Annotated in this window: 26 protein-coding genes; 19 read left to right on the plus strand and 7 right to left on the minus strand. The window is 65.2% G+C overall.

Translation table 11 applies throughout. The features are described 5' to 3' along the window. Positions 1 to 202 precede the first annotated feature (202 nt). Positions 203 to 376, plus strand: coding sequence for a hypothetical protein (locus FG13_RS30725; RefSeq protein ID WP_200880304.1), 174 nt, complete (start codon positions 203 to 205; stop codon positions 374 to 376). Here FG13_RS30725 and FG13_RS21680 read toward each other — a convergent pair. Then, positions 373 to 1,176 (minus strand): metallophosphoesterase family protein, encoded by an 804-nt coding sequence (locus tag FG13_RS21680; RefSeq protein WP_035824209.1) that lies wholly within the window; start codon positions 1,174 to 1,176, stop codon positions 373 to 375. The genes FG13_RS30725 and FG13_RS21680 overlap by 4 nt on opposite strands. A 46-nt stretch (positions 1,177 to 1,222) precedes the next feature. Further along, positions 1,223 to 2,128: a LysR family transcriptional regulator gene (locus FG13_RS21685; protein WP_035824211.1), complete on the minus strand. Its 906-nt coding sequence runs from the start codon at positions 2,126 to 2,128 to the stop codon at positions 1,223 to 1,225. Between the two features lie 119 nt (positions 2,129 to 2,247). Between FG13_RS21685 and FG13_RS21690 the strand changes: the two genes are divergently transcribed. Together FG13_RS21690 and FG13_RS21695 are read left to right on the plus strand one after the other, a co-directional pair. After that, a complete protein-coding gene (locus tag FG13_RS21690; protein ID WP_035824213.1) occupies positions 2,248 to 3,114 on the plus strand; it encodes a pirin family protein in 867 nt (288 codons plus the stop codon). Between the two features lie 78 nt (positions 3,115 to 3,192). Further along, on the plus strand, positions 3,193 to 3,894 hold the full coding sequence (locus FG13_RS21695; RefSeq protein WP_198521362.1) for an isochorismatase family protein: 702 nt from the start codon (positions 3,193 to 3,195) through the stop codon (positions 3,892 to 3,894). 6 nt (positions 3,895 to 3,900) lie between these two features. Here the strand turns inward: FG13_RS21695 and FG13_RS21700 are convergent, their stop codons facing one another. Continuing rightward, positions 3,901 to 4,662: a substrate-binding periplasmic protein gene (locus FG13_RS21700; RefSeq protein ID WP_035824216.1), complete on the minus strand. Its 762-nt coding sequence runs from the start codon at positions 4,660 to 4,662 to the stop codon at positions 3,901 to 3,903. Between the two features lie 222 nt (positions 4,663 to 4,884). On the opposite strand from FG13_RS21700, the gene pnuC reads away from it, so the two are divergent. Then, positions 4,885 to 5,475 (plus strand): nicotinamide riboside transporter PnuC, encoded by a 591-nt coding sequence (gene pnuC, locus FG13_RS21705; protein ID WP_035824218.1) that lies wholly within the window; start codon positions 4,885 to 4,887, stop codon positions 5,473 to 5,475. A 331-nt stretch (positions 5,476 to 5,806) separates the two neighbouring features. Then, positions 5,807 to 8,374 (plus strand): TonB-dependent receptor, encoded by a 2,568-nt coding sequence (locus tag FG13_RS21710; RefSeq protein ID WP_035824220.1) that lies wholly within the window; start codon positions 5,807 to 5,809, stop codon positions 8,372 to 8,374. Here the strand turns inward: FG13_RS21710 and FG13_RS21715 are convergent. Continuing rightward, positions 8,371 to 9,174, minus strand: a complete 804-nt coding sequence (locus tag FG13_RS21715) for a response regulator transcription factor (protein WP_035824223.1) — start codon at positions 9,172 to 9,174, stop codon at positions 8,371 to 8,373. The two genes, FG13_RS21710 and FG13_RS21715, sit on opposite strands and share 4 nt — an antisense overlap. A gap of 349 nt (positions 9,175 to 9,523) precedes the next feature. On the opposite strand from FG13_RS21715, the gene FG13_RS21720 reads away from it, so the two are divergent. From FG13_RS21720 to FG13_RS21735, 4 genes are read left to right on the plus strand one after another with little or no spacing between them, the layout of a single operon-like run. Beyond that, on the plus strand, positions 9,524 to 10,054 hold the full coding sequence (locus FG13_RS21720) for a Csu type fimbrial protein (RefSeq protein WP_035824226.1): 531 nt from the start codon (positions 9,524 to 9,526) through the stop codon (positions 10,052 to 10,054). 12 nt (positions 10,055 to 10,066) lie between these two features. Continuing rightward, a complete protein-coding gene (locus FG13_RS21725; protein WP_235211784.1) occupies positions 10,067 to 10,795 on the plus strand; it encodes a fimbrial biogenesis chaperone in 729 nt (242 codons plus the stop codon). 57 nt (positions 10,796 to 10,852) lie between these two features. Then, the gene (locus FG13_RS21730) at positions 10,853 to 13,207 is read left to right on the plus strand and encodes a fimbria/pilus outer membrane usher protein (RefSeq protein ID WP_081922843.1); all 2,355 of its coding nucleotides are present in this window, start codon (positions 10,853 to 10,855) and stop codon (positions 13,205 to 13,207) included. Continuing rightward, entirely contained in the window at positions 13,207 to 14,214 is a 1,008-nt protein-coding gene (locus FG13_RS21735) for a Csu type fimbrial protein (protein WP_035824228.1), read from the plus strand. The genes FG13_RS21730 and FG13_RS21735 overlap by 1 nt, the downstream gene beginning before the upstream one ends. Here FG13_RS21735 and FG13_RS21740 read toward each other — a convergent pair. Continuing rightward, positions 14,211 to 14,447, minus strand: coding sequence for a hypothetical protein (locus tag FG13_RS21740; RefSeq protein ID WP_035824231.1), 237 nt, complete (start codon positions 14,445 to 14,447; stop codon positions 14,211 to 14,213). The genes FG13_RS21735 and FG13_RS21740 overlap by 4 nt on opposite strands. Positions 14,448 to 14,700: 253 nt before the next feature. Between FG13_RS21740 and FG13_RS21745 the strand changes: the two genes are divergently transcribed. From FG13_RS21745 to FG13_RS30520, 4 genes are all read left to right on the plus strand, one after another. After that, positions 14,701 to 15,258: a winged helix-turn-helix transcriptional regulator gene (locus FG13_RS21745; protein ID WP_034753667.1), complete on the plus strand. Its 558-nt coding sequence runs from the start codon at positions 14,701 to 14,703 to the stop codon at positions 15,256 to 15,258. A gap of 167 nt (positions 15,259 to 15,425) precedes the next feature. Next, positions 15,426 to 15,863, plus strand: coding sequence for a CHRD domain-containing protein (locus FG13_RS21750; protein WP_035824233.1), 438 nt, complete (start codon positions 15,426 to 15,428; stop codon positions 15,861 to 15,863). 99 nt (positions 15,864 to 15,962) lie between these two features. Further along, a complete protein-coding gene (locus tag FG13_RS21755; protein WP_035824235.1) occupies positions 15,963 to 16,916 on the plus strand; it encodes an AEC family transporter in 954 nt (317 codons plus the stop codon). A 2-nt stretch (positions 16,917 to 16,918) separates the two neighbouring features. Then, complete coding sequence (locus tag FG13_RS30520) at positions 16,919 to 17,059, plus strand: hypothetical protein (protein WP_161784201.1); 141 nt, start codon at positions 16,919 to 16,921, stop codon at positions 17,057 to 17,059. On the opposite strand, the gene FG13_RS21760 is transcribed toward FG13_RS30520, so the two are convergent. Both FG13_RS21760 and FG13_RS21765 read right to left on the minus strand, forming a co-directional pair. Continuing rightward, a complete protein-coding gene (locus tag FG13_RS21760) occupies positions 17,043 to 17,696 on the minus strand; it encodes an FMN-binding negative transcriptional regulator (RefSeq protein ID WP_035824236.1) in 654 nt (217 codons plus the stop codon). The genes FG13_RS30520 and FG13_RS21760 overlap by 17 nt on opposite strands. Further along, on the minus strand, positions 17,697 to 18,158 hold the full coding sequence (locus FG13_RS21765; RefSeq protein ID WP_035824241.1) for an OsmC family protein: 462 nt from the start codon (positions 18,156 to 18,158) through the stop codon (positions 17,697 to 17,699). It abuts the gene before it with no gap. A gap of 106 nt (positions 18,159 to 18,264) precedes the next feature. Between FG13_RS21765 and pdxR the strand changes: the two genes are divergently transcribed. From pdxR to FG13_RS21795, 6 genes are all read left to right on the plus strand, one after another. Then, positions 18,265 to 19,746, plus strand: a complete 1,482-nt coding sequence (gene pdxR, locus FG13_RS21770) for a MocR-like pyridoxine biosynthesis transcription factor PdxR (protein ID WP_035824242.1) — start codon at positions 18,265 to 18,267, stop codon at positions 19,744 to 19,746. 38 nt (positions 19,747 to 19,784) lie between these two features. Further along, positions 19,785 to 20,348: a DNA-3-methyladenine glycosylase I gene (locus tag FG13_RS21775; protein ID WP_035828568.1), complete on the plus strand. Its 564-nt coding sequence runs from the start codon at positions 19,785 to 19,787 to the stop codon at positions 20,346 to 20,348. Beyond that, positions 20,348 to 21,979 (plus strand): FAD-dependent 5-carboxymethylaminomethyl-2-thiouridine(34) oxidoreductase MnmC, encoded by a 1,632-nt coding sequence (gene mnmC / locus FG13_RS21780; RefSeq protein ID WP_035824244.1) that lies wholly within the window; start codon positions 20,348 to 20,350, stop codon positions 21,977 to 21,979. Before FG13_RS21775 ends, mnmC begins: the two co-directional genes overlap by 1 nt. Before the next feature lie 228 nt (positions 21,980 to 22,207). After that, positions 22,208 to 22,705 carry a rhodanese-like domain-containing protein gene (locus FG13_RS21785; protein WP_081922674.1) on the plus strand — a complete coding sequence of 166 codons (498 nt, stop codon included), beginning with the start codon at positions 22,208 to 22,210 and terminating at the stop codon, positions 22,703 to 22,705. A 19-nt stretch (positions 22,706 to 22,724) separates the two neighbouring features. Beyond that, complete coding sequence (epsC, locus tag FG13_RS21790; RefSeq protein WP_051959333.1) at positions 22,725 to 23,711, plus strand: serine O-acetyltransferase EpsC; 987 nt, start codon at positions 22,725 to 22,727, stop codon at positions 23,709 to 23,711. A 7-nt stretch (positions 23,712 to 23,718) separates the two neighbouring features. After that, a complete protein-coding gene (locus tag FG13_RS21795) occupies positions 23,719 to 23,943 on the plus strand; it encodes a helix-turn-helix domain-containing protein (protein WP_051959649.1) in 225 nt (74 codons plus the stop codon). The last annotated feature ends 61 nt before the right edge of the window (positions 23,944 to 24,004 follow it).

The raw sequence follows: 24,004 nt of genomic DNA on the forward strand, positions 1-24,004 counted from the left end.
TCCGCACTACAGATCAACCACACAAAAAGAAAGGATACCCATGTTCGAGCAGGCTGGCAGCAAGTTGACGTACTACTAGCCCCGCGCATGACGCTCGGGGCCATCGGCAGCAATGCCGATCTCGAGCCGGTGTCCTTCAAACCCCGGTGAGGAAACTTGCCGGGGTTTTTTGTTTTGCGCGACCGGGTTGAAAGGAAACAGCATGAAAATCAAAGTGAAAGCCACGCCCAAGCCGCGCAACCCGCTGGTGGCCGCCGCCAGGCTGCGCGGCGGCGCCGGCGCGCACCAGTCGGAGGCGTCGCCACGCGTGGCGCGCCGGGCCGGCAAGCACCGCCTGCAGCAATGGCTGGCGGGCCGTTTGAAACCGGATGATTAGCGTGGGCCTAGTTCGACGATGAAGTTCGGATCGAACGCGGGATTTTGCGGCGCGCCGCTGCGCGTCTTGTAGCCGCACGGGTTGCTGACCACGCGGCACTGGCCGATCCGATAGTCGCGCGAGGCGTGGAGGTGGCCATGCACCCACAGGTCCGCCTGCGCCGCCAGGTCGTCCAGGCGCGAGGCGTAGGCGGGCGAACATCCCTCGCTGCCGTAGGCATCGTCGACCGACAGCAGCGACGGCGCCATGTGGCTGATGACGACGGTGCTGCCGTCGAAGGGCTGCGCCAGTTCGCGCGCCAGCCAGGCTTTTTGCTGCGCGTGGAACATGGCCGTATCGGCCGCGCGCAGCTTGCGAAAACCCATGTTGGCCAGGCGGATGCGCTTGTAGTCGTTCATGACGGCTTCCGCATCGCGCATGGCCGCCTGGCGCGTGTCGTCGCCCAGCAGGCGGAAATCCGTCCACAGGGTGGCGCCCAGGAAGCGCACGGTGTGGCCTGCCTGGTCGGTGATGAGGTGAGACCCGGCGTCGAGAAAATGCACGTTGTCCGTGGCGGCGCAGGCCGCGTGCAGCTCCTGGCGCACCTTGTCGAGGTGGTGGCCATAGCCTTCGTGGTTGCCGTGCACGTACAGCACCGGCAGGCCCGCGAATGCGGTGGCCGCCCAGGCGACGGCGCGCGCGCCCGTGTCGATGTCGCCGGCCAGGATGACGGCGTCGGGGCAGCTGAGCGCAAGGTCGCCCTGCGGCGCTTCGTCGCGCCACAGCTCATGGTGCAGGTCCGACAGTATCAATAAACGCATGCTGTTTTCACGCCGCTTGAAAGAGCACCATCGTACCTGAAAACCTTCATTCGTCCGGCAGCGCGGCGAAGCTGTGCGCCAGGTAGTCGAGCAGCGCGCGCACGGCCGGCAGCAGGCCGCGCCGCGACGGGAACACGGCGTGGATGATTTCGCGCTGCGGCCGCCACTGCTCCATCAGCGGCAGCAGGCTGCCATTGGCCACCTGTTCCGTGATCATCATGGTCGGCAACTGCACCACGCCCACGCCGGCCACGGCCGCGTCGCGCAGGGTCAGCATGTCGCCCGTGACGAAGCGTGGCACGTGACGCAGCTGCGCGCGCGCACCATCGGGGCCGTGCAAATCCCACTGGTAGTGCTGTTGCGGCATGCCCAGGGCCAGGCTGGGCCAGTCGGCCAGGTCGGCCGGCGCCTTCGGCATGGGCGCACCGGCGAACAGCAGCGGGCTGCCCACCATGCACTGGCCCCGTTCGGCCAGCACGCGCAGCACCAGGTCGCTGTCGGGCAGCGGCGGCGGACGCACGCGGATGGCCACGTCGATGCCCTCGGCCACCAGGTCGACGCGGCGGTTGCTCGCTTCGAGCAGCAGGGTCACTTGCGGATGCGCGCGCATGAAGCCGGCCAGCATGGGCGCGACCAGAGAATGCAGCAGGGCGATGGGGCAGGATAGGCGCACCGTGCCGCGCGGCGCGGCCCGCGTCAGTTCGATCGCTTCCTGCGCCGCCTCCGCTTCCACCAGCATCGCCTTGCAATGCTCGTAAAACGTCTGCCCCACATCGGTGACGGAAAAATGCCGCGTCGTGCGCTGCAGCAGGCGCGCGCCCAGACGCTCTTCGAGCAGGGCGATGCGCCGGCTCAGTTTTGATTTCGGCATGCCCAGCGCGCGCCCGGCCGGCGCGAAGCCGCCATGGTCGACCACCTGCACAAAGTAATACAAGTCATTCAGGTCCTGCATGCCGCCTCCTTGATCGTTCTATTTTTGGAACGCTGATGGCTGATTTTACCGTCTACCGCCTTCATCGTTGCAGGTTTATTCTGTCTCCATCGTAATGCAAACCCCAACAGGAGATCGAGATGAACAAAGTCACAGGTATCTACAGCGCACCTCGCCAGCACTGGGTCGGCGACGGTTTCCCCGTGCGCTCGATGTTTTCGTATAACGGCCATGGCAAGCAGCTGAGCCCCTTCCTGCTGCTCGACTATGCCGGTCCCGCCGAATTTGCCCCTGGCACCCGTCCACCCGGCGTCGGCTCGCACCCGCACCGCGGCTTTGAAACGGTGACCATCGTCTACAAGGGCGAAGTGGCGCACCGCGATTCGACGGGCCAGGGCGGCGTGATCGGCCCCGGCGACGTGCAGTGGATGACGGCCGGCGCCGGCATCCTGCATGAAGAGTTTCACTCGCCTGCCTTCACGCAGTCGGGCGGCACCCTGGAAATGGTGCAGCTGTGGGTGAACCTGCCGGCGAAAAACAAGATGACGGCGCCCGGCTACCAGGCCATCACCAGCGACACGATACCCACGCTGGCGCTGCCCGACGATGCCGGTTCCGTGCGCGTGATCGCCGGCGATTTCGCTGGCCAGCATGGCCCGGCCCGCACGTTCTCGCCGATGCAGGTGTGGGACGTGCGCCTGGCCCAGGGCAAGCTGACGGAACTGCCCGTGACCCGCGGCTGGAGCACGGCGCTGATCGTCCTGCATGGCACGGTGCTGGTCAACGGCGAGAGCGTGGTGCGCGAAGCGCAGATGGCGCTGTTCGAGCGCGACGGCGACAGCATCACCGTCGAGGCGAACAACGACGCCGTGGTGCTGCTGCTGAGCGGCGAACCGATCGAGGAACCCATCGTCGGCCATGGTCCCTTCGTCATGAACACCGAGGCGGAAATCGCGCAGGCGTTCGAGGATTTCAACAGCGGCCGCTTCGCCCGCATCGCGACGTAATTTGTGCAGTGAATTTGTGTAGCGAATTTGTGCAGTACCCGTGCCGCATCCCGCGGCACGGTTTTTCAGGAGAACACCATGAGCACCCCCGCCAACTTCCAAGGTTTGCCACCGATGATCGATCCCGACGACGCCGTCATGCTGCTGATCGACCACCAGAGCGGCTTGTTCCAGCTGGTGCGCGACATCGAGCAGCACGTGCTGCGCGGCCACGTCACGGCGCTGGCCAAGCTGTCGCGCCTGGCCAACATGCCGACGTTTACCACCGCTTCCGTGCCCGACGGCCCGAACGGCCCCTTGATCCCGGAAATCCACCATTTCAACCCGGAAGCCGTCTACATCCCGCGCACGGGCCAGATCAACGCCTGGGACAACCCGGCCTGGGTCGAAGCCATCGAAAAGACGGGCCGCAAGACCCTGCTGATCGCCGGCACGCTCACCAGCGTGTGCATGGCTTTTCCCACCATCAGCGCGCTGGCGGCCGGCTACAAGGTGTTTGCCATCATCGACGCCTCGGGCAACTGGTCGAAGATGGCCACCGACATCACCATGGCGCGCGTGACGCAGGCGGGCGCCGTGCCGATCGACACGTACGCCGTGCTGGCTGAAGTGATGAGCACCTGGAACCGCGCCGACGCGATGGAATTCGCCGCCATCATGACCGACCATATCGTGCCGCCATACCGCGCGCTGATCGAAAGCTACGACAAGGCGCAAGGCGTGCAAAAGAATGGCCGCGAAACCAAGCTGGAAATCCTCGAGGCGGCCAGCAAGGGCTGACCGCCGCTACGGCGCTTCGTAGCGGCTGCGTATCGCCGCCAGCACGCCGCGCTGTTCCAGGTGCGTGATGGCGGCGTTCAGGCGCGCCAGGTCGGCGGCGCTGGTCGTGCGCGCATTGAGCATCAGGTGCACGGGGGCGCGCAGGACCAGGAAGGGCAGGGCGTTCAAGGCGACGCCCTGCAGGCGCGCTTCGTGGCGCACGGCCAGCACGTCGCCCAGCAGCAGGTCGGCGCGGCCCGCGTCGAGCATGCGCACGCCTTGCTGGAAGCTGCCGAATGCATTCAGGCGGCCGGCCTTTTCCAGGGCCGGCCGGGCCGCCGCGTACTGCGCGCCATACCAGCCCACCTTGGGCGCCAGCAAGGTCGACTTGCCGCGCGCGAGCTGCGCGAAGCTGGTGATCTGCTGGTGGCCGCCGGGCGCGCCGGATTTGCTGAAGAGGCCCACGGCTTCGTCGCGGTACGAAAGGGAAAAGCGCGCATAGGACAGGCGTTCCGGCGTCTCGGACGCGGCGGGCATCAGGTCCAGTCCCCCTTTCTGGAACAGCAGCTGGCGCCGCGCCGTGGGCAGCTCCGGCAAGGTGACCAGGGTGCAGCGGGCTTCCTTGAAAATGGCGTTCAGCAGCTCCAGGTCCAGGCCCGTATGGCGGCCCTGGGCATCGCGGTAGACATACGGCGGCCATTGTTCCAGCGCCATCGTCATGCGGCAGGCTGCGGCGGGCAGGGCAGATACGCCGAGCACTGCCGCAAACAGGAGATGGCGCACACGCATATGGGAGCTTCCCTGGAGTTTCAACTTGATATTCAATTTGCCAGATTGGCCACGGAAGTCAAGGGCTGTGGCCGCTGAAAGCCTGCCTGATTCGCCTTTCCTCGATGTTTGCGCGGTTTTTGCCGCTTTCTCCCCTCGTGTCGCCTCCGGCGTGGTGAACACCGTGCAGTGTAATCGGCTATAGTGGCGCGGTGCCACCACTGCCCCGCAAAGGAAGACCGCTTGACTGCCCCGCTCGAGATCGCCGCCAATGTGCTGATGACTGCCTCCATCATTTTGGCTGGACGCAATAATATTCATTCCTGGTGGATCGGCATGGTCGGCTGCGTGCTGTTTGCCGTGCTGTTTTTCCAGGTCAACCTGTATGCCGACGTGATGCTGCAGCTGTTTTTCATCGTCACCTGTGTCATTGGCTGGCTGCAATGGCGGCGCGGCGCCGGCGGCAAGCCCTTGCCGATCACGCGCACGGGCTGGCGCAGCCTGGCCTGGGTGGTGCCGGCCGGCATCGCCTCCGTGGCGATCTACGGCCTGCTGCTGCACCGCTTCACGAATGCCTACGCGCCCTTCATCGATTCGGCGGTGTTGGTATTTAGCATCATCGCGCAATTCCTGCTGATGAACCGGCGCATCGAAACCTGGGCCTTCTGGCTGCTGGTCAATACCGTCGCCGTGCCGCTGTACTACAGCCGCGGCCTGCACCTGACGGCCGTGCTATATGCGGCCTACTGGGTCAATGCGCTGATTTCCTGGTACTGGTGGGGCGTGCAGGCGCGCCGCGCGGCGCAAGCGCCTGCGGCGACGGCCGACGCCTGATCTTGCCAAGCACCAAGTCCTTAGATTCAAATCGTATATACAATCAATTTTTAATTCGTTCACGCGATAAAGACACCGGGATATAGTGGCCTTTCCCCGCTTACCGGTGTCTTTTATGTTGCGTTTTACCCTTTCCGCCTGTTTTTACGCCGCCGCGCACCAGCTGACCATGCAATGCATGGCGCAGTGGATGCCGGTGCGTGCCCGTCCACGCATCCCTTAAGTCACCCCATCCGTTTCGTTGTCGTTTGCCCGCTGGCCCACCCGGTCCGCGTGCCCCTGCTCGGCCTTTTTTATCGGAAAAAGGCTGCAATCCCAATAAGAGGAAACCATGTTCAAACCACTCGCCATCAGTCTTGCCATCGCCGCCGCCTTTCCCGCCGTTTCCACCATCGCCCATGCGGAGGACGACATGCTGCGCGTGAATGTCACCGGATCGAATATCCGCGTCAGCGAAAAGGAGGGCGCCAGCGCCGTGCAGGTCATCACGGCCAAGGAATTGAAAGCCAGCGGCAAGACCAGCGTGTCGGACGTGCTGCGCGCCATCTCCGCCAACAGCGGCAACAGCTACAACGAACAATATACGGGCAGTTTCTCGGCCGGCACCTCGGGCCTGTCGCTGCGCGGCATCGGCCAGCAAAACACCCTGATCCTCGTGAATGGGCGCCGCGTGGCCAGCTACGCCACGGCGCAGGATTTGCAGCAGACCTTCGTTGACCTGAACAGCCTGCCGATGGCGGCCGTGCAGCGCATCGAGGTGCTCAAGGATGGCGCCTCGTCCGTGTATGGCTCCGACGCCGTCGCCGGCGTGGTCAACATCATCCTGTACAAGGAATTCACGGGCACGGACATTACGGCGCAATGGGGCGGCTCGACGCAAGGCACGGGCCAGCACGAAAAGAGCGTGGCGCTGCAAACGGGTTTCGGCAAGCTCGAGGAAGATGGCTACAGCGTGGTCTTTTCCGTCGACGCGCAGCAGCGCGACAAGCTGCAGCAAAGCGACGTGGCATGGCTGCGCGACGCCGATTACCGCCAGCAGCAGCGCGGCAGCCTGGGCTGGAACGTGACGAATTACGCTGGCAACGATCCCACGCAAACCCTGGGCGGCGTGCGCGGCCCGCTGCAACTGGTGCCATACAACGACATCAATCCCGATCGCAGCGGCCAGGTGCTGGCCTACAATCCGGCGCCGTATAAAACGCTGATCCCGGGCATCCAGCGCATCCACTCGTCGCTGCGCGGCACCGTGAAACTGAACGCGGACACGGAAGCCTATGTCGACCTGCTGCACAGTTATTCGCGCGCCGACCAGACCTTCAGCGCGCCTTTGAGCGTGAACAACGCCACGCGCGTGTGGAACAACAGCACCAAGCTGCTCGACACCATTCCCGTGGTGCTGCCCGTGGGCCATCCGAACAATCCGGGCACGACGCCTTTGCCATTCACGGCCACCCTGTTCGACCTGGGACCGCGCCTGAAGCAGGACCGCGTCACCTTCTACCGCGCGCTGGCCGGCGCCAAGGGCACCTGGGCGGGCTGGGACTGGGATACGGCCGTGGCCCATTCCAGCAGCAAGCTGGAGGAAACGGTGCAGAACTTCGTCAACCGCTATGAATTCCAGAAAGTGCTGGCCGAGGGCAGCTACAATTTCTTTGACCAGTCGCAAAACAGCGAAGCGGTGCGCAACCGCCTGCGCCTGTCGACCCTGCGCCCGGCCGAATCGACGCTCGACACGCTCGATTTCTCGGCGGCCAAGGATATCTGGGACTTGCCGGCCGGCCCGCTGGGCTTTGCCGCCGGTGCCCAGTGGCGCCGCGAAAAGATGGATTCGCAAACCTCGACGGCCGTGCTGTCGGGCACGGAACTGCGCCCCGCACTCAATATCATCAACGGCTCGCGCAATGTGTCGGCCTTGTTTGCCGAATTCAATGTGCCCGTCGTGAAAGACCTGTCCGTCAACGTGGCGGGCCGCGCCGACCATTACAGCGACTTTGGCAATGCGTTTTCGCCCAAGGCCAGCGCGCGTTACCAGGCGGCGCCATGGCTGCTGCTGCGCGGCACCGTGTCACGCGCCTTCCGCGCGCCGTCGCTGCCGGAAATCACCGACAGCACGGCCGTCAGCTATACCGGCGTGATCGATGCCCGCGATCCGCTGACGCCGACGCAGTCGCGCGGCGTGACGGTCATGACGATCGCCAATCCGGCCCTGCGCCCCGAGCGCTCGAAAAACCTGAACCTGGGCGTGGTGGTGTCGCCCACCAGCAGTTCGAGCATCGGCCTCGATTACTACCGTATCAAGCAGGATGGCGTGATCGGCACGGCCAGCGCCACCACCATTCTGGAGAATGAAAGCACGGCGCCGCAACAGATCACGCGCGGTGCCGATGGACGCATCACGACCCTGTACCGCCAGTTCCGCAACCAGGGCCAGCGCGAAGTGTCGGGCATCGATATCGACCTGCGCCAGCGCTTCGTCGACAAGGACTGGGGCAAGCTGACCCTGGCTGGCCAGTTGAGCCGCGTGCTGCGCTTTGCCGAACCGCTGTCCGATGGCGCGCCGCTCACCGATGGCGCCGGCACCAATTATTTTGGCTCCATCCCGAAATGGCGCGGCGTCAGCTCGGCCACCTGGGAACAGGGGAAATGGTCGTCCACGCTCACATGGAACTACGTGGGCAGCTACGCGCAGCAGCAGCACCTCGATGAATCGGTGGCCGCCTTCAGCACGTTTGACGTGACCAGCAGCTGGCAGTTGACGCCACAGGCGAACGTCACCTTCATCGTGCAAAACCTGGCCAACAAGCGCGCGCCCTGGGACTATGCCTCCACCGGCTTTGACTTTACCCAGGCCGATCCGCGTGGACGCGTCGCGGCGCTCAAGCTGAACTACAAGTTCTAGCCACCCGCCGCCTGCCGCTGGCCCGTCTGCTCCTGCAGGCGCTGGCGGTAGGCGCTGGGGGGAACGCCCATGCGTTCGCGAAAGGCGGTGGCGAAGTTGCCCGCGTTGTGAAAGCCGATCAGCAGGGCGATATCCTGCACGTCGATATCCGTCTGCTGCAGCAATTCCACGCCGCGGGCAATGCGCGCTTCGCGGATGAAGGCAAACACCGTCATGCCCGTCTGCTCGCGGAACATCAGGGTCAGCTTTTCGCGGTAGGTGCCCACGCTGCGGGCGATTTCGGACAGGTTCGGCAGGCTGCCCAGGTTGTCGAGGATTAACTGTTTGACCGCATTGACGAACACCTGGTCGGGATGCTGCAGCTTGTCGCTGACCGGCGTCGTCGCCGGCAAGGTACTGTTGCTTTTACGCATCAAGCCCAGGTGAATATGGATGCGCGCGGCCAGTTCTTCCGGCAGGAAGGGTTTGGAAATGTAGTCGACACCACCCACCTGCAAGCCCATGATGCGCTCCTTGGCGGCATCGGCGCCGCTGAGAAAGATCACGGGTATCTCTTCCGTTTCGGGGTTGGCCTTGAGCAAACGGCAGGCCGTGTAGCCATCCATCTCGGGCATGCGCACGTCGAGCAGGATCAGATCCGGATGCGTGGCCAGTGCCAGCTGATAACCCTGGTAGCCATTGAAGGCAATGCTGAAACGATAGGGCTGCTCGCTGAGCAGCTCCATCAGCATGCGCTGCTCGAACGCGGAGTCGTCCACGATCAAGATGTTCTTTTTGATGGTTTCGCTGGTCAATGGCATGGCATGGATGACTTAACCAAATAGCAAGTTGTGGCTTATTATGCCTCGCTTTTTCTTTTTTTTCTGCTTTTCTCGTGTTTCAAAAGATGTTTCTCCGCGAGAAGAAGCGCGGATTTCCCAGATCGCCAATAATTCACTCATGCATTGATTTTAAGCAATGTCGCTTGCCAAAAAATCTGTTTTGCCAATGCTGCAAAAAGTGCCGGAGTCCCCGGGTTCCTGACTCTCGGCACACGTAATTTGTCGTCCTGGTTTGCGTGCCCAAGAAAACGCCGGCAATACCGTGACTATCCTCGATGCCCTCCCTATTGGCGGGCTCATTAATGATGTTCCATCATCAGGAGGTATCATGTTGCGAGTTATTTTTCCCCGCCTTATCGTTGCCGCCAGCGTGGCTGTTGCCGCCACGGCATTGCTGCCGCGTGGCGCCGACGCCGCCGTGTATCTGAATGGCAGCGCCAGCACCACCTTTGACGTCACCCTGAAAATCATCGCCAATTGCACCATCGCGGCGGCCAATCTCGACTTTGGCCAAAGTCAGGGTGTACTGGCTACTGCCGTTAACGTCAATACGACCGTGAACGTCACCTGCACCAATACCACGCTGTATAACGTGGGCCTGACGGCTGGCTCGGGCACCGGATCATCGGGCACCACGCGCTACCTGAGCGGCACCGGCGGCAACCTGGGCACGGTGCAGTTCAATCTGTACCAGACGGCCGGCAGCACCTTGTGGGGCGATACCCAGGGCACGAATACCGTCGGCGGCACCGGCAACGGCTCATCGCAGCCAATCACCGTGTACGGCAATATTCCGCCGCAGGCGACACCGGCGCCCGATACCTACAAGTCGACCATCACGGCCACCGTTTACTTTTAAGCCGGGCGCTGCGTGAAGGCCGGTGCTGCTTCCCTGATGCAAGGCGTGCTGGCGCTGCTGGCTTGCTGCGCCACGGGTGCGCACGGCGCCAGTCTGCAGATTTCGCCGGTGACGCTCAATTTGCGCGCCCCACAGAATGCGGCCGGCATCAGCCTGCAAAACCTCGGCGACCAGCCCATCTACGGCCAGGTGCGCGTGTTCGTCTGGGACCAGCGCGATGGCGAGGAAACGCTGGCGCCGACGCAGGAACTGGTGGCCAGTCCGCCGATCGTCGAGATCGCCGCCAACAGCCGGCAGACCATCCGTCTCGTGCGTGCCCAGGCTGGCCCCGTCGCGCAGGAAAAGACGTATCGCGTGCTCATCGATGAAGTCAGCCGCGAGGATGAGGCGGGCCGCAGCGGCGTCGATATCCGCCTGCGCTATTCGGTGCCCGTGTTCGTGCTGCCGGCCGGTGCGCCGGGCAAGGAAGTGCTCGACTGGCAGGTGTTCCGCGAACAGGGCGAGTGGATGTTGCGCGTCAAAAACAGCGGCAATTTTCATGCGCAGCTCGGTGCGATGACGTTCACGAACCAGGCGGGCAAGGAGTTTGTCATCAGCAAGGGGCTGTTTGGTTATGTCCTGGCGGCACGCATGCGCGTCTGGCGCCTGCCCGTTGCCAGGGAGGCCGAACTGGATGGACCGTTGAGTATTGCGGTCAATGTGAATGCCAAGGCACTCATTGCCAAGAATTCGACACCTTGAACATGGCTGCCATGACGGGCCGGCTTGCCGCACGCCTTGGGCGCGAGCGGCCACACCATGAAACGCGTACTGGCAGCGTTGCTGTTGCTGGGCATGGCGCCGCTGGCCAGGGCCGATGCCGCGGTAGCCGTGACGGGCGCCGATCCGGGCCCCGCCAGCTTGCCCAGCGATCCGGCGGCGCCGAATGAACTGTATCTGGAGGTCACTGTGAATGCTGAATCAACCGGGCTGATCTTGCGCTTTACCCAGGTGGGCAAAGGCTTGCGCAGCAGTGTGGCGAACCTGCAGCAGCTGGGGCTGGACCCGGCGCGCCTGGTCGCACCCGGTCAGAGCGAAGTGGCGCTCGAGTCGATTCCCGGACTCAGCTATGAATATGACGCGGCGCGCCAGAGCGTGTCGCTGCAGGTGGCGGACGACTTGCGCGCGCCGTACCGCATCAGCGCGCGCACGGCGGCGCAGACGCCGCCATCGCGGGTCACGCCCGGCGCCGTCCTCAATTACGAAGCGTATGCGGAGCTGGGCCGGACGCGGCGCGCCGCCATCTTCAATGACTTGCGCTATTTCAATGACAGCGGCGTCTTCAGCAATACCGGCACCGTGAACCTGGGGGCGGACCAGCGCAAATACATGCGCTTTGACACCTTCTGGAGCCACGCCGACCCCGAGACCTTGCAAACGTGGCAGGTGGGCGACCTGATTTCCTCGTCGCTCAGCTGGAGCCGCGCCGTGCGCGTCGGTGGCGTGCAGTGGCGCAAGAATTTCCAGCTGCGTCCCGACCTGCTGACCTTTCCCGTCGCCTCCGTCGATGGCACGGCGCTCGTGCCTTCGTCGCTGAGCCTGTATGTCAATGGGGTGCAGCAATATGCTGCCAGCGTGCCCAGCGGTCCGTTTGTGCTGAACCAGGTGGCCGGCATCAATGGCGCCGGGCAAGCCACCCTGATCACGCGCGATGCGCTGGGGCGCAGCGTGACGACCGTGCTGCCCCTGTACGTCGATACGCGCATGCTGGCCGGCGGCTTGAGCGATTATTCGGTCGAGGCGGGCGCCGTGCGGCGCGACTATGGCCGCCGCCTGTTCGGCTATGAACGGCAGCTCGTTGCCAGCGCTTCCGTCCGCCATGGCGTCAGCGACAGCTTCACCATCGAAGGCCATGCGGAACTGGCCGCCGGCCTGTACCAGGCGGGGGCGGGCGCTCTGCTGCGGCTGGGCCAGGCGGGCGTGCTCAACGGTTCGCTGTCGGCCAGCGCCGGCCGCAGCCGTGGCGTGCAACTGGGCGCCGGCTACCAGTACATGGGGGCGCGCTTCAGCGTCGATGTTCAAAGCGTGCGCGCCAGCGCCGGCTTTGGCGACCTGGCTTCGCGCGACGGCAGCCCCGTGGTGCGCGCGGCGGACCGCCTTACCGTCAGCCTGCCATTACCGGCAGGAAGCAGCATCAGCAGCAGCTATATCAGTTACCGCACGCCCGGCGGGCCGCCATCGAAGCTGGCCACCATGGGCTATTCGGCCACCCTGTTGCACGGCCTGTTCTTCAACGCCAGCCTGTTCCAGGACTTGCGGCAACGAGAGAAACGGGGCTTTTACTTTGGCCTGAGCATGGCCTTCGACAACAATCTGTCCCTCAGCGTGAACAGCAGCCGGCAAAACAGTGAGAGCGGCCGCAGCATCAGCGCGCAGCGCGCGGCGGACTTTGGTGGCGGCTTCGGCTGGAACTTGCAGGCTGGCACGGCGGGCGGCAATGCCTACCGCCAGGCGCAGGTGGAATACCTGGGCAATGATGGCCGCGTGAGCGTGCGCACGCAAAGCAGCAGCATGGGCAATGCTTCCTCGCTGGGCGCGGCTGGCGCGCTGGTGCTGATGGATGGCCATGTCGAGACGGCGCGCCAGGTGGGCAACGGTTTTGCGCTGGTCTCCACGGGTGGCGTGGGCAATATTCCTGTGCTGCATGAAAACCGCCAGATCGGCGTGACGGGCAGTGGCGGCTATTTGCTGGTGCCGAATTTGAACCCCTATGGCAATAACCAGATCAGCATCGCCACCGATGAACTCGATGTTGATGCGCGGGTACCCGTGAGCAATATCAATGTCGTGCCGCAACACCTGGCGGGCGTGCTGGCGGCCTTTCCCATCGAGCGCTACAGCGCGGCCACCGTCATCGTGCAGGATGCGCAGGGCAAGCCGCTGGCCACGGGCTTGCCCGTGTTGCACCTGCAAAGCGGCAAGCAGACGGTCGTGGGATTTGACGGCATCGTTTTCGTCGACGACCTGCTCGAACAGAATCAGTTGCAAGTCGGCGAGGGCGATGGCGCGTGCACCGTGCGTTTTGCCTATGCGCGTCCGGCGGCTGGCGGTTTGCCCGTGATCGGGCCGCTGCGCTGCGCTGCCGCGTCTGCCAGCGCCGGGGCGGGCCGCTGATGCGCCGCCTGTTGCTATGGTTGACTCTGCTGCTGGGCTGCGCCTGGGGCAGCGCGGCGCAGGCGGTCGATACCTGCACGGTCAGCATGACGAATATCAATTTCGGCTCCGTCAGCCCGATTTCCGGCACCGATTACGTGGCGCAGGCAACGGGCACCTTCAGCTGCCTGTTTTCGTCGCTGAACCTGGGGCAGTTGCTTACGCCCAATGCGCAAGTGTGCATCTCGCTGGGGCTGGGCACGAATTCCACCTCGGCCCTGCCGCGCAAGCTGGGCAACGGCAGCAACCGCATGGAGTACAACATCTATGTGGACAATTCGTATGCGACGGCGAAGATCTGGGGCGGCGCTGGCGTGGCGGGCGCGCCGTCGACCTTCGGCATGATCCTGTCGGCCGGCTTGCTGGCGCCGCCCGGCACGTATTCCACCACGTTTACCGTGTACGCCAAGATCCCTGCCGGCACGGCCCTGGCCGCCGTGCCCACGGTCGCCAACGCCAATACCGTGTATACGTCGAGCTTTGCCGGCGTGGGCACCTACACCTACACCACGTATGGCCTGATCAACCTGCAGGGTTGCACGGCCACCAGCGGCAGCTTCGGTTTCACGGTGAATGCCACGGCCATCAACGATTGCACCATCACGGCCACGCCGATGGCGTTCGCGAACGCCTCCATCCTGACGGGCAACTTGCGCAGCACCAGCACCTTGTCGGTGCGCTGCGTGAACAACAACGCCTACCAGATCGCCCTCAATGGCGGCAGCGTGGCGGCCAATGTGGCCAACCGGCAAATGAAGAACACCATCACCACGGACAAGGTCAGCTACCTGCTGTCAGCCACGCTCGATGGTGCGCCCTGGGGCGATGGCACGGCAGGCACGAGCATGGTGACGGGGACGGGCACGGGCGCCAGCGTGCCGCTGACCATTTACGGCCGCGTGCCGGCACAGGTGTCGCCGCGCCCCGGCGACTACAAGGACACGGTGACGGCAACGATTTATTTTTAGAACGTGACGGTGAGGAGGCCAGCGCCCGATGGCGTTGTCTGCTGGAGCAGCAGATAGGGCGTGTTGTGCTGGCAGCGCACCTGGGCGCTGTTGCGCTGCGAGACGATGGTGCACGTTTCGTGGACAACGAAGGTGGCCTGGAACGACGCGGAAGACACGGTACCGGCGGTGGTGGTCTGGCAAAGGGACAGGGCGAGCAGGGCAGGCAGTACGGCAAGCTTCAAAGGGGTCATCGTGAACGCATCGAGTGAAAAACGGGCGTGGGCAGCAGCGCTGGAAGGCGTGGCTGGCACCGTTTTTCGCACCGGGATTGGGATAGTAGAACCAGCCATGATTGTACTTGAACAAGGAAAGTGTGAGTTTTCGCGTATTTTCAGCCCGCCACAGGGGCAAGTACCTCACTTTCAAAATGATAGTAACTAAGTTTCCGTGTTGCAACTGAAATACTTTTCGATTGTTGTGTTGAATCAATGTGAGGAGATGGCCATGAAACATACCAACTTTAATAATTTGCCTTGCCCGATTGCGCGCAGCCTGGGCAAGGTGGGCGAATGGTGGAGCATCCTCATCCTGCGCGAAGCGTTTTATGGCAAGACGCGCTTCGACGAATTTGAAAAAAGCCTCAAAATCGCCCCCACCATCCTGACGCGCCGCCTGGCCGACCTGGTGGAAGGGGGCTTGATGACGCGCCGCCTGTATTGCGCCAAGCCGCCCCGCTATGACTATGTGCTGACCAAGTCCGGGCGCGCCTTCAAGCCCGTCTTGCTGGCGTTTATTGCCTGGGGTAATGAAAACTTCGCGCCGGAAGGCGCCAGCCTCGTCATCGCCAGCCGCGACACGGGCCTGGCCGCCGACCCGGTGCTGGTCGACGCGACGACGGGCTTGCCCATCAATGACGAGTATTACGCGTTCGCGCCAGGACCTGCCGCCAGCGACAGCATGCGCAGCATCATCCTCGACGCGGAAAAAAGCAGCGGCATCGCACCCAAGCCGAAGGCGCCGGCCGCCAACCGCGGCTGGGTGGCGGAAGGGCATTTGGCCTGAGGACGCGCTGGCAGGCGAGCAGCAAGTTTGGCGCAAAGCAATGCGGACACGGCGGCATGGCCTTACTGTCGCACTATGCAATGCAAGTGCGGCGCAAACCCCGGTTCGGCACTGCTGGCGGGGCGGGGCGCCATCCGTGATCCGATGTCCGTTGAAGGAGTATTGCGATGAGCACACTGCAACAACACGTACGCCGCGTCGCCAGCGTGCTGGCGCTGGCCGCCCTGCTGGGCGCCTGTTCCCATGGCCCGCATCAGCCGGGCGGCCATGACGTCACCTTGACGGGCGCGCAGGAAGTGCCGGCTAACACCAGCACGGCCAGCGGCAGCAGCAATCTTCGCGTCGCCCACGACCGCAGCGTCAGTGGCGGCGTGCGCTACACGGGCATGGTGGCGACCGTCGCGCACATCCATGAAGCGCCGGCCGGCGCCAATGGCCCTGTCATCGTGCCGCTCGTGAAAACGGCCGAAGGCATGTTTGCCGTGCCGGCCGGCGCCATGCTCACGCCGCCCCAGTATGCGAGCTACCAAGCAGGCAACCTGTACGTGAACGTGCACAGCGCCGCCTACCCGGCCGGCGAGATCCGCGCCCAGCTCAAGCCCTAGCCGGCCAGCGGCGTTATCCCCGAAACCTCCTTGGGCCGCGCGAGCGGCCTTTTTTTGCGCCAGGCGGCCAGCCGGTGCAGCGCGCTACAATGGCGCTCCATGCTGACCATCCTCGCCATCACCTTTCCCTTCTTCGCCCTGGTGCTGTGCGGCTACCTGGCCGTGCGGCGCAAGCTGCTGCCGCTGGCCGCCATCGGCGGCTTGAACAGTTTTGTCCTGTACTTCGCGCTGCCCTGCATGCTGTACCGCTTCGGCGCCGCCACGCCCATCGCGCAGCTGCTCGACGCCAGCGTGTTCGGCGTCTACCTGCTGTGCGCGCTGATCATGGTGGGCGTCACCATGGCCATGACACTGAGCCACCGCATCGACTGGAACAACGCCGCCTTCGGCGCGCTGGTGGCGGCCTTCCCGAACACGGGCTTCATGGGCGTGCCCCTGCTATTGACCTTGCTCGGCCCCCGTTCCTCGGGTCCCGTCATCGTCACCATCGTCGTCGATATGCTCATTACCAGTTCGCTGTGCATCGCCCTGTCGCGCATCGGCAGCGGCGGCGCGCATGGCAGCCGCGCCGCCGTCGTCAACGCCCTGAAAGGCATGGCCGGCAACCCGATGCCGTGGGCGATCGTGCTGGGGGCCATGTCTTCGTGGCTGGCACTGGCCTTGCCCAAGCCATTGATGCAGACGGTGGGCCTGCTGGCAGACGCCGCCTCGCCGGTTGCCCTGTTTACCATCGGCGCCGTGCTGGCCCGCTCGCAAATGAGCACGAGCGATCCGGCGCCGCTGGGGGAATATGTGCCCGTGGCGCTGAAAAAACTGCTGCTGCATCCGCTGCTGGTGTGGGGCATCGGCCATGCGGCCATCGCGCTGGGCGCGCCGCTCGATCCGTTCGCGCTGACTTGCATGGTGCTGGTGGCGTGCCTGCCCAGCGCCAGCAATGTCTCGCTGCTGTCCGAACGCTTCGGGGCGAACACGGCGCGCATCGCCCGCATCATCCTTGTGTCGACGGCGCTGTCGTTTTTGACGTTTTCGGCGGCCGTCAGCTGGCTGGCGTGAGGGTGGCCGCGTGGCCCCGGGCCTCGCCGCGCGCCTTGCGCATCGTCGAGAGCACAGCGACGGCGCGCATCGCCCGCATTATTCTGGTCTCGACGGCGCTGTCGTTCCTGACGTTTTCGGCGGCCGTCAGCTGGCTGGCGTGACGTTGGCGGCGATCAGCGCGCCCAGGGCCTGCGCCGCGCCGGGCTGGCTGTCGTGCGCCAGTTCGCGCGCCATCGTGGCCTGATCTTCCTGCGTGCGGTTCTGCCCCAGCTTCCATTTGCCCGTGAGGCGCGTGAGGGGGATTTCGATGCCGACGATGGCTTTCAGGAGTTTCTCGATATAGGCGGCCGGCGCATCGCTCACCCGCCATGGCGCGGCCAGCCCCGCTTCATGGCGCGCCGTCAGCCGCTCCACCAATCCCAGCAGCCACGCCGCATCGTCGATGGCGCGCAGGGGGCCGTGGGCGTGCACGACCGCATAATTAAAAGTCGGTACTTCCTTGCCGCTGCGCTGCTTTTCCGCATACCAGGCGGGCGTGATGTAGGCGTGCGGCCCCTGGAAAATCACCAGCGCTTCATCGTTCCCGCCGGCCGCGCGCCACAGCGGATTGGCGCGCGCCACATGGGCGCGCAGGATGCCGAATGGGGCGTCAGGCGTGGGCGCGGCGATCTCGAATGGCAGGTGGTCGGCGCACAGGCCATCGGCGCCATGGCGCACCAGCGCGCCCAGCGGATGCGCGGCTATCAGGCCATGCAGCACGTCGAGGCGTTCTTCGCGAAAGCTGGCTGGCGTGTACATTTAATCGGCTCCTTCCACCACCACGTCGGCCGTCAGCGAATTGGCGATGTAGCAGCGTTCATGCGCGTCGTGGTGCAGGGCCGCCAGCGCCTCGGGCGAGGGCGGCGTTCCCGCAAACGCGATGCGCGGGCGCAGCACGATGCGCGTCATGGCCAGGCGGCCTGCCGCATTTTTCCCCAGGTCGCCGGTGGCGTCGTCGCGGTAGTCGTCGATGACATAGCCGCGCTGCGCTGCCAGCGACAGGAAGAACAGCATGTGGCAGCTCGACGTGGCGGCCACCAGCGCTTCTTCCGGATCGATATTTGCCGCCACCGACATGGGCAGCGGCACCGACAGGGGCGACGACGAGGCGGCTACCGTCAAGCCGCCGTCGAACTGCCATTCATGGCCACGGCTGTAGCGCTGGCCGGCGAAATCCTGGCCGTCGCGCTGCCAGGCCACAGTGGCGAAAAACTGATGCATGGGTGCTCCGCAAGAGTAGAGGGGATGCGCCATCTTAGCGCCAGTCTTGGCTATTTAAAACAGCCAATAAGTGCTATCTTGAAGCTACCAATTCAAGAAGGCCACCATGCCAGCTTCCCATCTGCACCAGCTCATCGCCGCCTTGCCTTTGCAGCGCGGCGCCGGCGAGCCGCTGTTTCGCCAGCTGTATGCGGCCATCAAGGCCGCCATTCTCGATGGCCGCATGAGTCCCGGCATGCAGCTGCCGCCCACGCGCGACTTTTGCCGCCTGCTGGCCGTGTCGCGCCAGACGGTGCTCAATGCGTATGCGCTGCTGACGGCCGAAGGCTATCTCGATGGCGCCGTGGGGCGCGGCACCTTCGTCAGCCGCGACGTTCCGCTGCCGGCGCCTGTCCCTGCAACGGCGCCCGGCCTGCTGCGGCCCCTGTCGGCGCGCGGGCAGGGCGTGGTGGCGGCCATGCGCCAGGTGGCGTTCCACCGTGGTCCGTTGCGCGCTTTTCGCGTCGGCATGCCGCGCATCGACCATTTTCCGTTCGGCGTGTGGAACCGTCTGGAAGCGCGGCGCTGGCGCCGGCCCGACCACCATTTCGGCTACAGCGACCCGGCCGGCTACCTGCCGCTGCGCGAACTGCTGTGCGTGTATTTAAAAGCCTCGCGCGGCGTCCAGTGCACGCCGCAGCAGATCGTCATCACCTCCGGTTCGCAGCAGGCGCTGTTTTTGCTGTCGACCATTTTGCTGGCGCCGGGCGACTCTGCCTGGATGGAGTCGCCCGGCTACCGGGGCGCCAGCGGCCCGCTGCGCGCGGCCGGCGCGCGCGTCTTTCCCGTCCCCGTCGATGCGCAGGGGCTCGACGTGGCGTATGGCGTGGCGCATTGTCCGCAGGCGAAGCTGGCCTACGTGACGCCGTCGCACCAGATGCCGCTGGGCGTGAGCATGAGTTTACCGCGCCGCCTGGCCCTGCTGGCCTGGGCCGCACACAATAAAGCGTGGCTGGTGGAAGACGATTACGACAGTGAATACCGCTACACGGGCGCGCCGCTGGCCTCGCTGCAAAGCCTGGACCGGGCCGGCTGCGTGGTGTACGTGGGCACCCTGTCGAAGGTGCTGTTTCCCGGCCTGCGCCTGGGCTACATGGTGGCGCCGCCCGCGCTGGCCGACGCGCTGGTGCAGGCCAAGGCCGTGATGGACCGGCACACGGCCATCGTGCCGCAGATGGCGCTGGCCGACTTCATCGCCGAGGGCCACTTTGGCCGGCATATCCGCCGCACGCGCGACAGCAATGCCGAGCGGCGCGACTTGCTGGTGCGCGGCCTTGCGCGCGAACTCGACGATCAGCTCGCGTGCGGCCCGGCCGACAGCGGCCTGGAACTATGCGCGTATTTTCGCGCCGGCCATGATGAAGAAACGGTATCGCGCGCGGCCTTGGCACGCGGTATCGAGTTGCGTCCGCTGGGCCACTATGCCGACCCGGCGGCGGGGCTCGAGTGCGCCACGCCGTCCGGGCTGCTGCTGGGCTTTGCGGCGATTCCCCCGGACGAGATGGCGCACGGCTTGCGGGAATTGGGACGCATCCTGCGCGGCCGATAAACTATACTGGCACTTGCCTGCACATGAAGAACACGACCATGAATATTACCCGCTGCTCCTGGGCCAACCCGGCCAATCCCCGCTACCTCGACTATCACGACACGGAGTGGGGCGTGCCTTGCCACGACGAGCGCCGGCTGTTCGAGATGCTGAACCTGGAAGGCGCGCAGGCTGGCCTGAGCTGGGAAACGATCCTCAACAAGCGCGACACCTACCGCGCCGCCTTCGACAACTGGGACGCGGAAAAGATCGCCGCGTATGGTCCGGACAAGGTGGCGCAGCTGCTGGCCGACCCCGGCATCGTGCGCAACCGCCTGAAGGTAGCGGCCGCCATCACGAACGCGCAAGCCTATTTGCGCCTGCGCGCGCAAGGCCAGACCCTGGACAGCTTTCTGTGGGCGTATGTCGATGGCCAGCCCATCGTCAACAACTGGCAGCCGGGCGAGTTTCCCGCCAAGACGGCCCTGTCGGACCAACTGTCGAAAGACTTGCTCAAGCTGGGCTTCAAGTTCGTCGGTTCGACCATCATCTACGCCTACATGCAGGGCATCGGCATGGTCAACGACCATGCGCCCGCCTGTTTTTGCCGCACGGGGCATTGATGCGCCGCGCACTGGTCCTGCTCGACACGGATTTTGATGGTGCCCGCTTGCGCGCCGCCTGCGCGGCGCATGGCGGCCGCCGCCTGCACTACATCGCGCTGGCGCCGCGTCCCGTCGATGCGCGCCACTTGCCCGAGCAGTGGCGCGCACAGTGGCCGCCTTGCGTGCCGGGCCTGCACCGGATGGTGTCGCACGATGGCCTCGTCACGCTCGATGTGCTGATCGGCGAGGCCGATGCCTGCCTGGCGCAATTGTCGGCGCGCGTCGATGAAGTTCATCTGGCCTGGGTGCCGGCCGCCACCTCGGTGCTGGCGCGCCTGATGGTCGATGGCGCCCGCCTGCAAGCCGTGCATCTGGACGAGGAACAGCGCGCCGCCCTGCAAAAGAATGGATTTGTTTTTGACGAGAGCCGCCTGCGCGCCGTGTTTTATGCGCGGCGCGCAGAGTATGCGGCCGTCACCGTGCCCGAGCGGCGCGCCATCGTCATCGGCGCTGGCGTGGCCGGCGCGGCCGCCTGCGAACGGCTGGCCGCGCGCGGCTGGAAGGTGACCTTGATCGAGCGCCACGCGCAGCTGGCCAGCGAAGCGTCGGGCAACCTGGCGGGCATCTTCATGCCGTTGCTGTCGAAGGACGACAACATCGCCACGCGCCTGACGCGCGCCGCCTATCTGTATTCGCTGCGCCGCTGGAAAGACCTGGGCGGCATCGGCGCGGCCATCGAGGGTGCGCAAAGCGGCGTGCTGCACTTGGCGCGCGACGGCGCGCATGCGCAGGTGCAGCGGCAGATCGCCGCCAGCGGCCTGTATCCGCGTGAATTCGCCCGCTGGCTGGAAGCGCCCGAGGCCACCGCCATGCTGGGCGCGCCGGCGCCCGATGGCGCCTGGTGGTTCGAGCAGGGCGGCTGGGCGCGCCCGTCTTCCGTCTGCGCGGCCATGCTGGACGCCTGCGGCGCCTTGCTCACGCGGCGCTTTTCCAGCAGCGCCTTGCGCCTGGAGCGCGGCGACCAGGAATGGCTGGTGCGCGATGCGGACGGCGCCCTGATCGCGGCCGCGCCCAACGTCATCCTGGCGGCGGGCACGGGGGCCATCGATTTTGAACAGGCGGCCGGCCTGCCGCTCGACGCCGTGCGCGGCCAGGTCACGCACCTGGCCGAAGGCAGCTTGCCGTCGTTGCCGTTCGTCGTCTGCCGCGAGGCCTACATGACGCCGGTGCACCAGGGCGTCGTCTGCGTGGGCGCCAGCTACGATGCGGACGCGGAACCCAAGTTGCGTTCATCGAGCCAGGAAGACAATATCGCGAAGATCGCCGACATCCTTGATGTGGCTCCGTTCGACGCGCCGCTGGCGGGTCGCACGGGCTTTCGCTGCATGGCGCCGGACCGCCTGCCGCTGGCGGGGGCCTTGCCCGACCCGGGCGCGCCAGGCCGCTGCGAGCGCCTGCGCGACGTGCCGCGCTGGCCCGGCCTGTTTGGCTTGCTCGGTTACGCTTCGCGCGGCCTGATCTGGGCGCCGCTGGCGGCCGAGCTGCTGGCGTGCCAGCTGGAGGGGGAACCGCTGCCACTGGAGAGTCAATTGGCCGCTGCGCTTGATCCTGCGCGCTTCCTGCTGCGCGAACGCCGCCGCGCTGGTTGAGCGTTGGCGCAGAGCAGGCGAGGGCTGGGGTCAGACCCCCAACACAGCTGACGCAAAGCTTGGCGCCAACGCACATGAGGGTCTGACCCCATATGCGGACGCTCCGCGCGTAGTCCCTATATATGTTTTTCAGCTTTCCAAACTCTTTTTAATTTGTTTTCCGAACAACATAAGTTCGCTACAGTGGACTCGTGCTGGTTTTTGACGACGGAATAAAGAGGTGGAACGATGGCTGCTGCAGAACTGATTTTCGATCCCCGCGCCGCCCACGGCGAGGCGGCCTTTGACGAAGTGCTCAATCTCGCGCGCACCCAGGCGCAGGCGCAGGGTTTGCCGTATGCGGGCATCGTCAGCGCGCAGGATGCGTGGCAGCTGGTGCAGGTCGGCAAGGCCGTGCTGGTCGATGTGCGCACGCATGAAGAACGCACGTTCGTCGGCTACGTGCCCGCCTCGCTGCACGTGGCGTGGGCGACCGGCACGTCCATGAACCGCAATCCCCGCTTTACGCGCGAACTGGAAGCAAAGGTGGGCGGCAAGGATGCTGTCGTGGTGCTGCTGTGCCGCAGCGGCAAGCGCTCGGCCGCGGCTGCCGAAGCGGCCGCCAAGGCCGGTTTCACGCACGTCTTCAATATCGCGCAAGGCTTCGAGGGCGACCTCGACGAGCAGCAGCAGCGTGGCCACAGCGGTGGCTGGCGCTGGCATGCGCTGCCCTGGCTGCAAGATTAAATCTCTTCCCGGGACCACCATGAACCAGCGAGCCCTTCCCCCGGCCCCTCTTGCCGCGCAGCCGCAATGGGAACTGCACCAGATCGTCGATGAATTGCGCGCCGTGCGCGAGCAGTGGCGCGAAGGCTTGGCCAGCAACCAGGAGTGCGGCGCGCGCGAATTCCCGTCGCGCCAGCACTTGCACGACATCATCAAAGCCCTGTGCGCGGCCCTGTTCCCGATGCGCCTCGGCCCCCTCGACCTGCAGCAGGAGAGCGAGGATTTCTTTGTCGGCCACACGCTCGACACGACCCTCACGGGCTTGCACGAGCAGGTGCGGCGCGAACTCAGTTACCACGCGCGCCAGCACGGCTTGCAGCAGACGGTCTCCATCGAACAGCAGGCGCTGGTCATCGTGCAGCGCTTCGCCCGCGCGCTGCCGCGCATCCGCGCCCAGCTCGACACGGACGTGGCGGCCGCCTTCCATGGCGACCCGGCCGCGCACAGCGTCGATGAAGTGCTGCTGTGCTATCCGGGCATCCTGGCCATCATCCATTACCGCCTGGCGCACACCTTGTATGCGCTCGGCGCGCCGCTGGTGGCGCGCATCATCGCCGAAGTGGCCCATTCGCAGACGGGCATCGACATCCATCCGGGCGCCATCATCGGCAGCAGTTTTTTCATCGACCATGGCACGGGCGTGGTGATCGGCGAGACGGCCATCATCGGCGAACGGGTGCGCATCTATCAAGCCGTCACCTTGGGCGCCAAGCGCTTTCCCGCCGGCTTTGATGGCGTGCTGAAAAAGGGACTGGCGCGCCACCCCATCGTGCAGGACGACGTGGTCATTTATGCGGGCGCGACGATCCTCGGGCGCGTGACCATCGGCCAGGGTTCCGTCATCGGCGGCAATGTCTGGCTGACCCGCAGCGTGGCGCCCGGCAGCCATGTCACGCAAGCGCATAACCAGCAGGAAGCACCGGAGTCGCCTGCGCCATCCCAACCCGCTTTTGCCCATCACCCATGAGGACAGCATGTTGATCAAACAGTTTGGACTGGCCGTGCGCCAGTTGCGCGAAGGGCGTGGCTGGTCGCAGGAGCGCCTGGCCGAAGCGGCCGACTTGAACCGCTCCTTCATCGGCGAAATCGAACGGGGCGCCGCCACGCCGTCGCTGCTGACGGTGGAAAAGCTGGCCATCGCGCTGGGCGTCGGCCTGGCGGGATTGATGGCGCGCTGCGAGCCGGAGTTGGTGGATTAAAGCGGGTGGATTAAGCGCCACGATGATGGCGATAGCATGTTGAGTAAATGAGAGGGGCGTC

The sequence above is a fragment of the Janthinobacterium sp. RA13 genome (genome assembly GCF_000745325.1).
In the GTDB taxonomy this organism is placed as follows: Bacteria; Pseudomonadota; Gammaproteobacteria; order Burkholderiales; family Burkholderiaceae_D; genus Janthinobacterium; species Janthinobacterium rivuli.

What these genes read in the sequence shown, in the direction of transcription:
- FG13_RS30725 (WP_200880304.1), top strand. Translation starts at nt 203, where the DNA reads ATGAAAATCAAAGTGAAAGCCACGCCCAAGCCGCGCAACCCGCTGGTG.
- FG13_RS21680 (WP_035824209.1), bottom strand. Translation starts at nt 1,176, where the DNA reads ATGCGTTTATTGATACTGTCGGACCTGCACCATGAGCTGTGGCGCGAC.
- FG13_RS21685 (WP_035824211.1), bottom strand. Translation starts at nt 2,128, where the DNA reads ATGCAGGACCTGAATGACTTGTATTACTTTGTGCAGGTGGTCGACCAT.
- FG13_RS21690 (WP_035824213.1), top strand. Translation starts at nt 2,248, where the DNA reads ATGAACAAAGTCACAGGTATCTACAGCGCACCTCGCCAGCACTGGGTC.
- FG13_RS21695 (WP_198521362.1), top strand. Translation starts at nt 3,193, where the DNA reads ATGAGCACCCCCGCCAACTTCCAAGGTTTGCCACCGATGATCGATCCC.
- FG13_RS21700 (WP_035824216.1), bottom strand. Translation starts at nt 4,662, where the DNA reads ATGCGTGTGCGCCATCTCCTGTTTGCGGCAGTGCTCGGCGTATCTGCC.
- FG13_RS21710 (WP_035824220.1), top strand. Translation starts at nt 5,807, where the DNA reads ATGTTCAAACCACTCGCCATCAGTCTTGCCATCGCCGCCGCCTTTCCC.
- FG13_RS21715 (WP_035824223.1), bottom strand. Translation starts at nt 9,174, where the DNA reads ATGCCATTGACCAGCGAAACCATCAAAAAGAACATCTTGATCGTGGAC.
- FG13_RS21720 (WP_035824226.1), top strand. Translation starts at nt 9,524, where the DNA reads ATGTTGCGAGTTATTTTTCCCCGCCTTATCGTTGCCGCCAGCGTGGCT.
- FG13_RS21730 (WP_081922843.1), top strand. Translation starts at nt 10,853, where the DNA reads ATGAAACGCGTACTGGCAGCGTTGCTGTTGCTGGGCATGGCGCCGCTG.
- FG13_RS21735 (WP_035824228.1), top strand. Translation starts at nt 13,207, where the DNA reads ATGCGCCGCCTGTTGCTATGGTTGACTCTGCTGCTGGGCTGCGCCTGG.
- FG13_RS21740 (WP_035824231.1), bottom strand. Translation starts at nt 14,447, where the DNA reads ATGACCCCTTTGAAGCTTGCCGTACTGCCTGCCCTGCTCGCCCTGTCC.
- FG13_RS21745 (WP_034753667.1), top strand. Translation starts at nt 14,701, where the DNA reads ATGAAACATACCAACTTTAATAATTTGCCTTGCCCGATTGCGCGCAGC.
- FG13_RS21750 (WP_035824233.1), top strand. Translation starts at nt 15,426, where the DNA reads ATGAGCACACTGCAACAACACGTACGCCGCGTCGCCAGCGTGCTGGCG.
- FG13_RS21755 (WP_035824235.1), top strand. Translation starts at nt 15,963, where the DNA reads ATGCTGACCATCCTCGCCATCACCTTTCCCTTCTTCGCCCTGGTGCTG.
- FG13_RS21760 (WP_035824236.1), bottom strand. Translation starts at nt 17,696, where the DNA reads ATGTACACGCCAGCCAGCTTTCGCGAAGAACGCCTCGACGTGCTGCAT.
- FG13_RS21765 (WP_035824241.1), bottom strand. Translation starts at nt 18,158, where the DNA reads ATGCATCAGTTTTTCGCCACTGTGGCCTGGCAGCGCGACGGCCAGGAT.
- pdxR (WP_035824242.1), top strand. Translation starts at nt 18,265, where the DNA reads ATGCCAGCTTCCCATCTGCACCAGCTCATCGCCGCCTTGCCTTTGCAG.
- FG13_RS21775 (WP_035828568.1), top strand. Translation starts at nt 19,785, where the DNA reads ATGAATATTACCCGCTGCTCCTGGGCCAACCCGGCCAATCCCCGCTAC.
- mnmC (WP_035824244.1), top strand. Translation starts at nt 20,348, where the DNA reads ATGCGCCGCGCACTGGTCCTGCTCGACACGGATTTTGATGGTGCCCGC.
- FG13_RS21785 (WP_081922674.1), top strand. Translation starts at nt 22,208, where the DNA reads ATGGCTGCTGCAGAACTGATTTTCGATCCCCGCGCCGCCCACGGCGAG.
- epsC (WP_051959333.1), top strand. Translation starts at nt 22,725, where the DNA reads ATGAACCAGCGAGCCCTTCCCCCGGCCCCTCTTGCCGCGCAGCCGCAA.
- FG13_RS21795 (WP_051959649.1), top strand. Translation starts at nt 23,719, where the DNA reads ATGTTGATCAAACAGTTTGGACTGGCCGTGCGCCAGTTGCGCGAAGGG.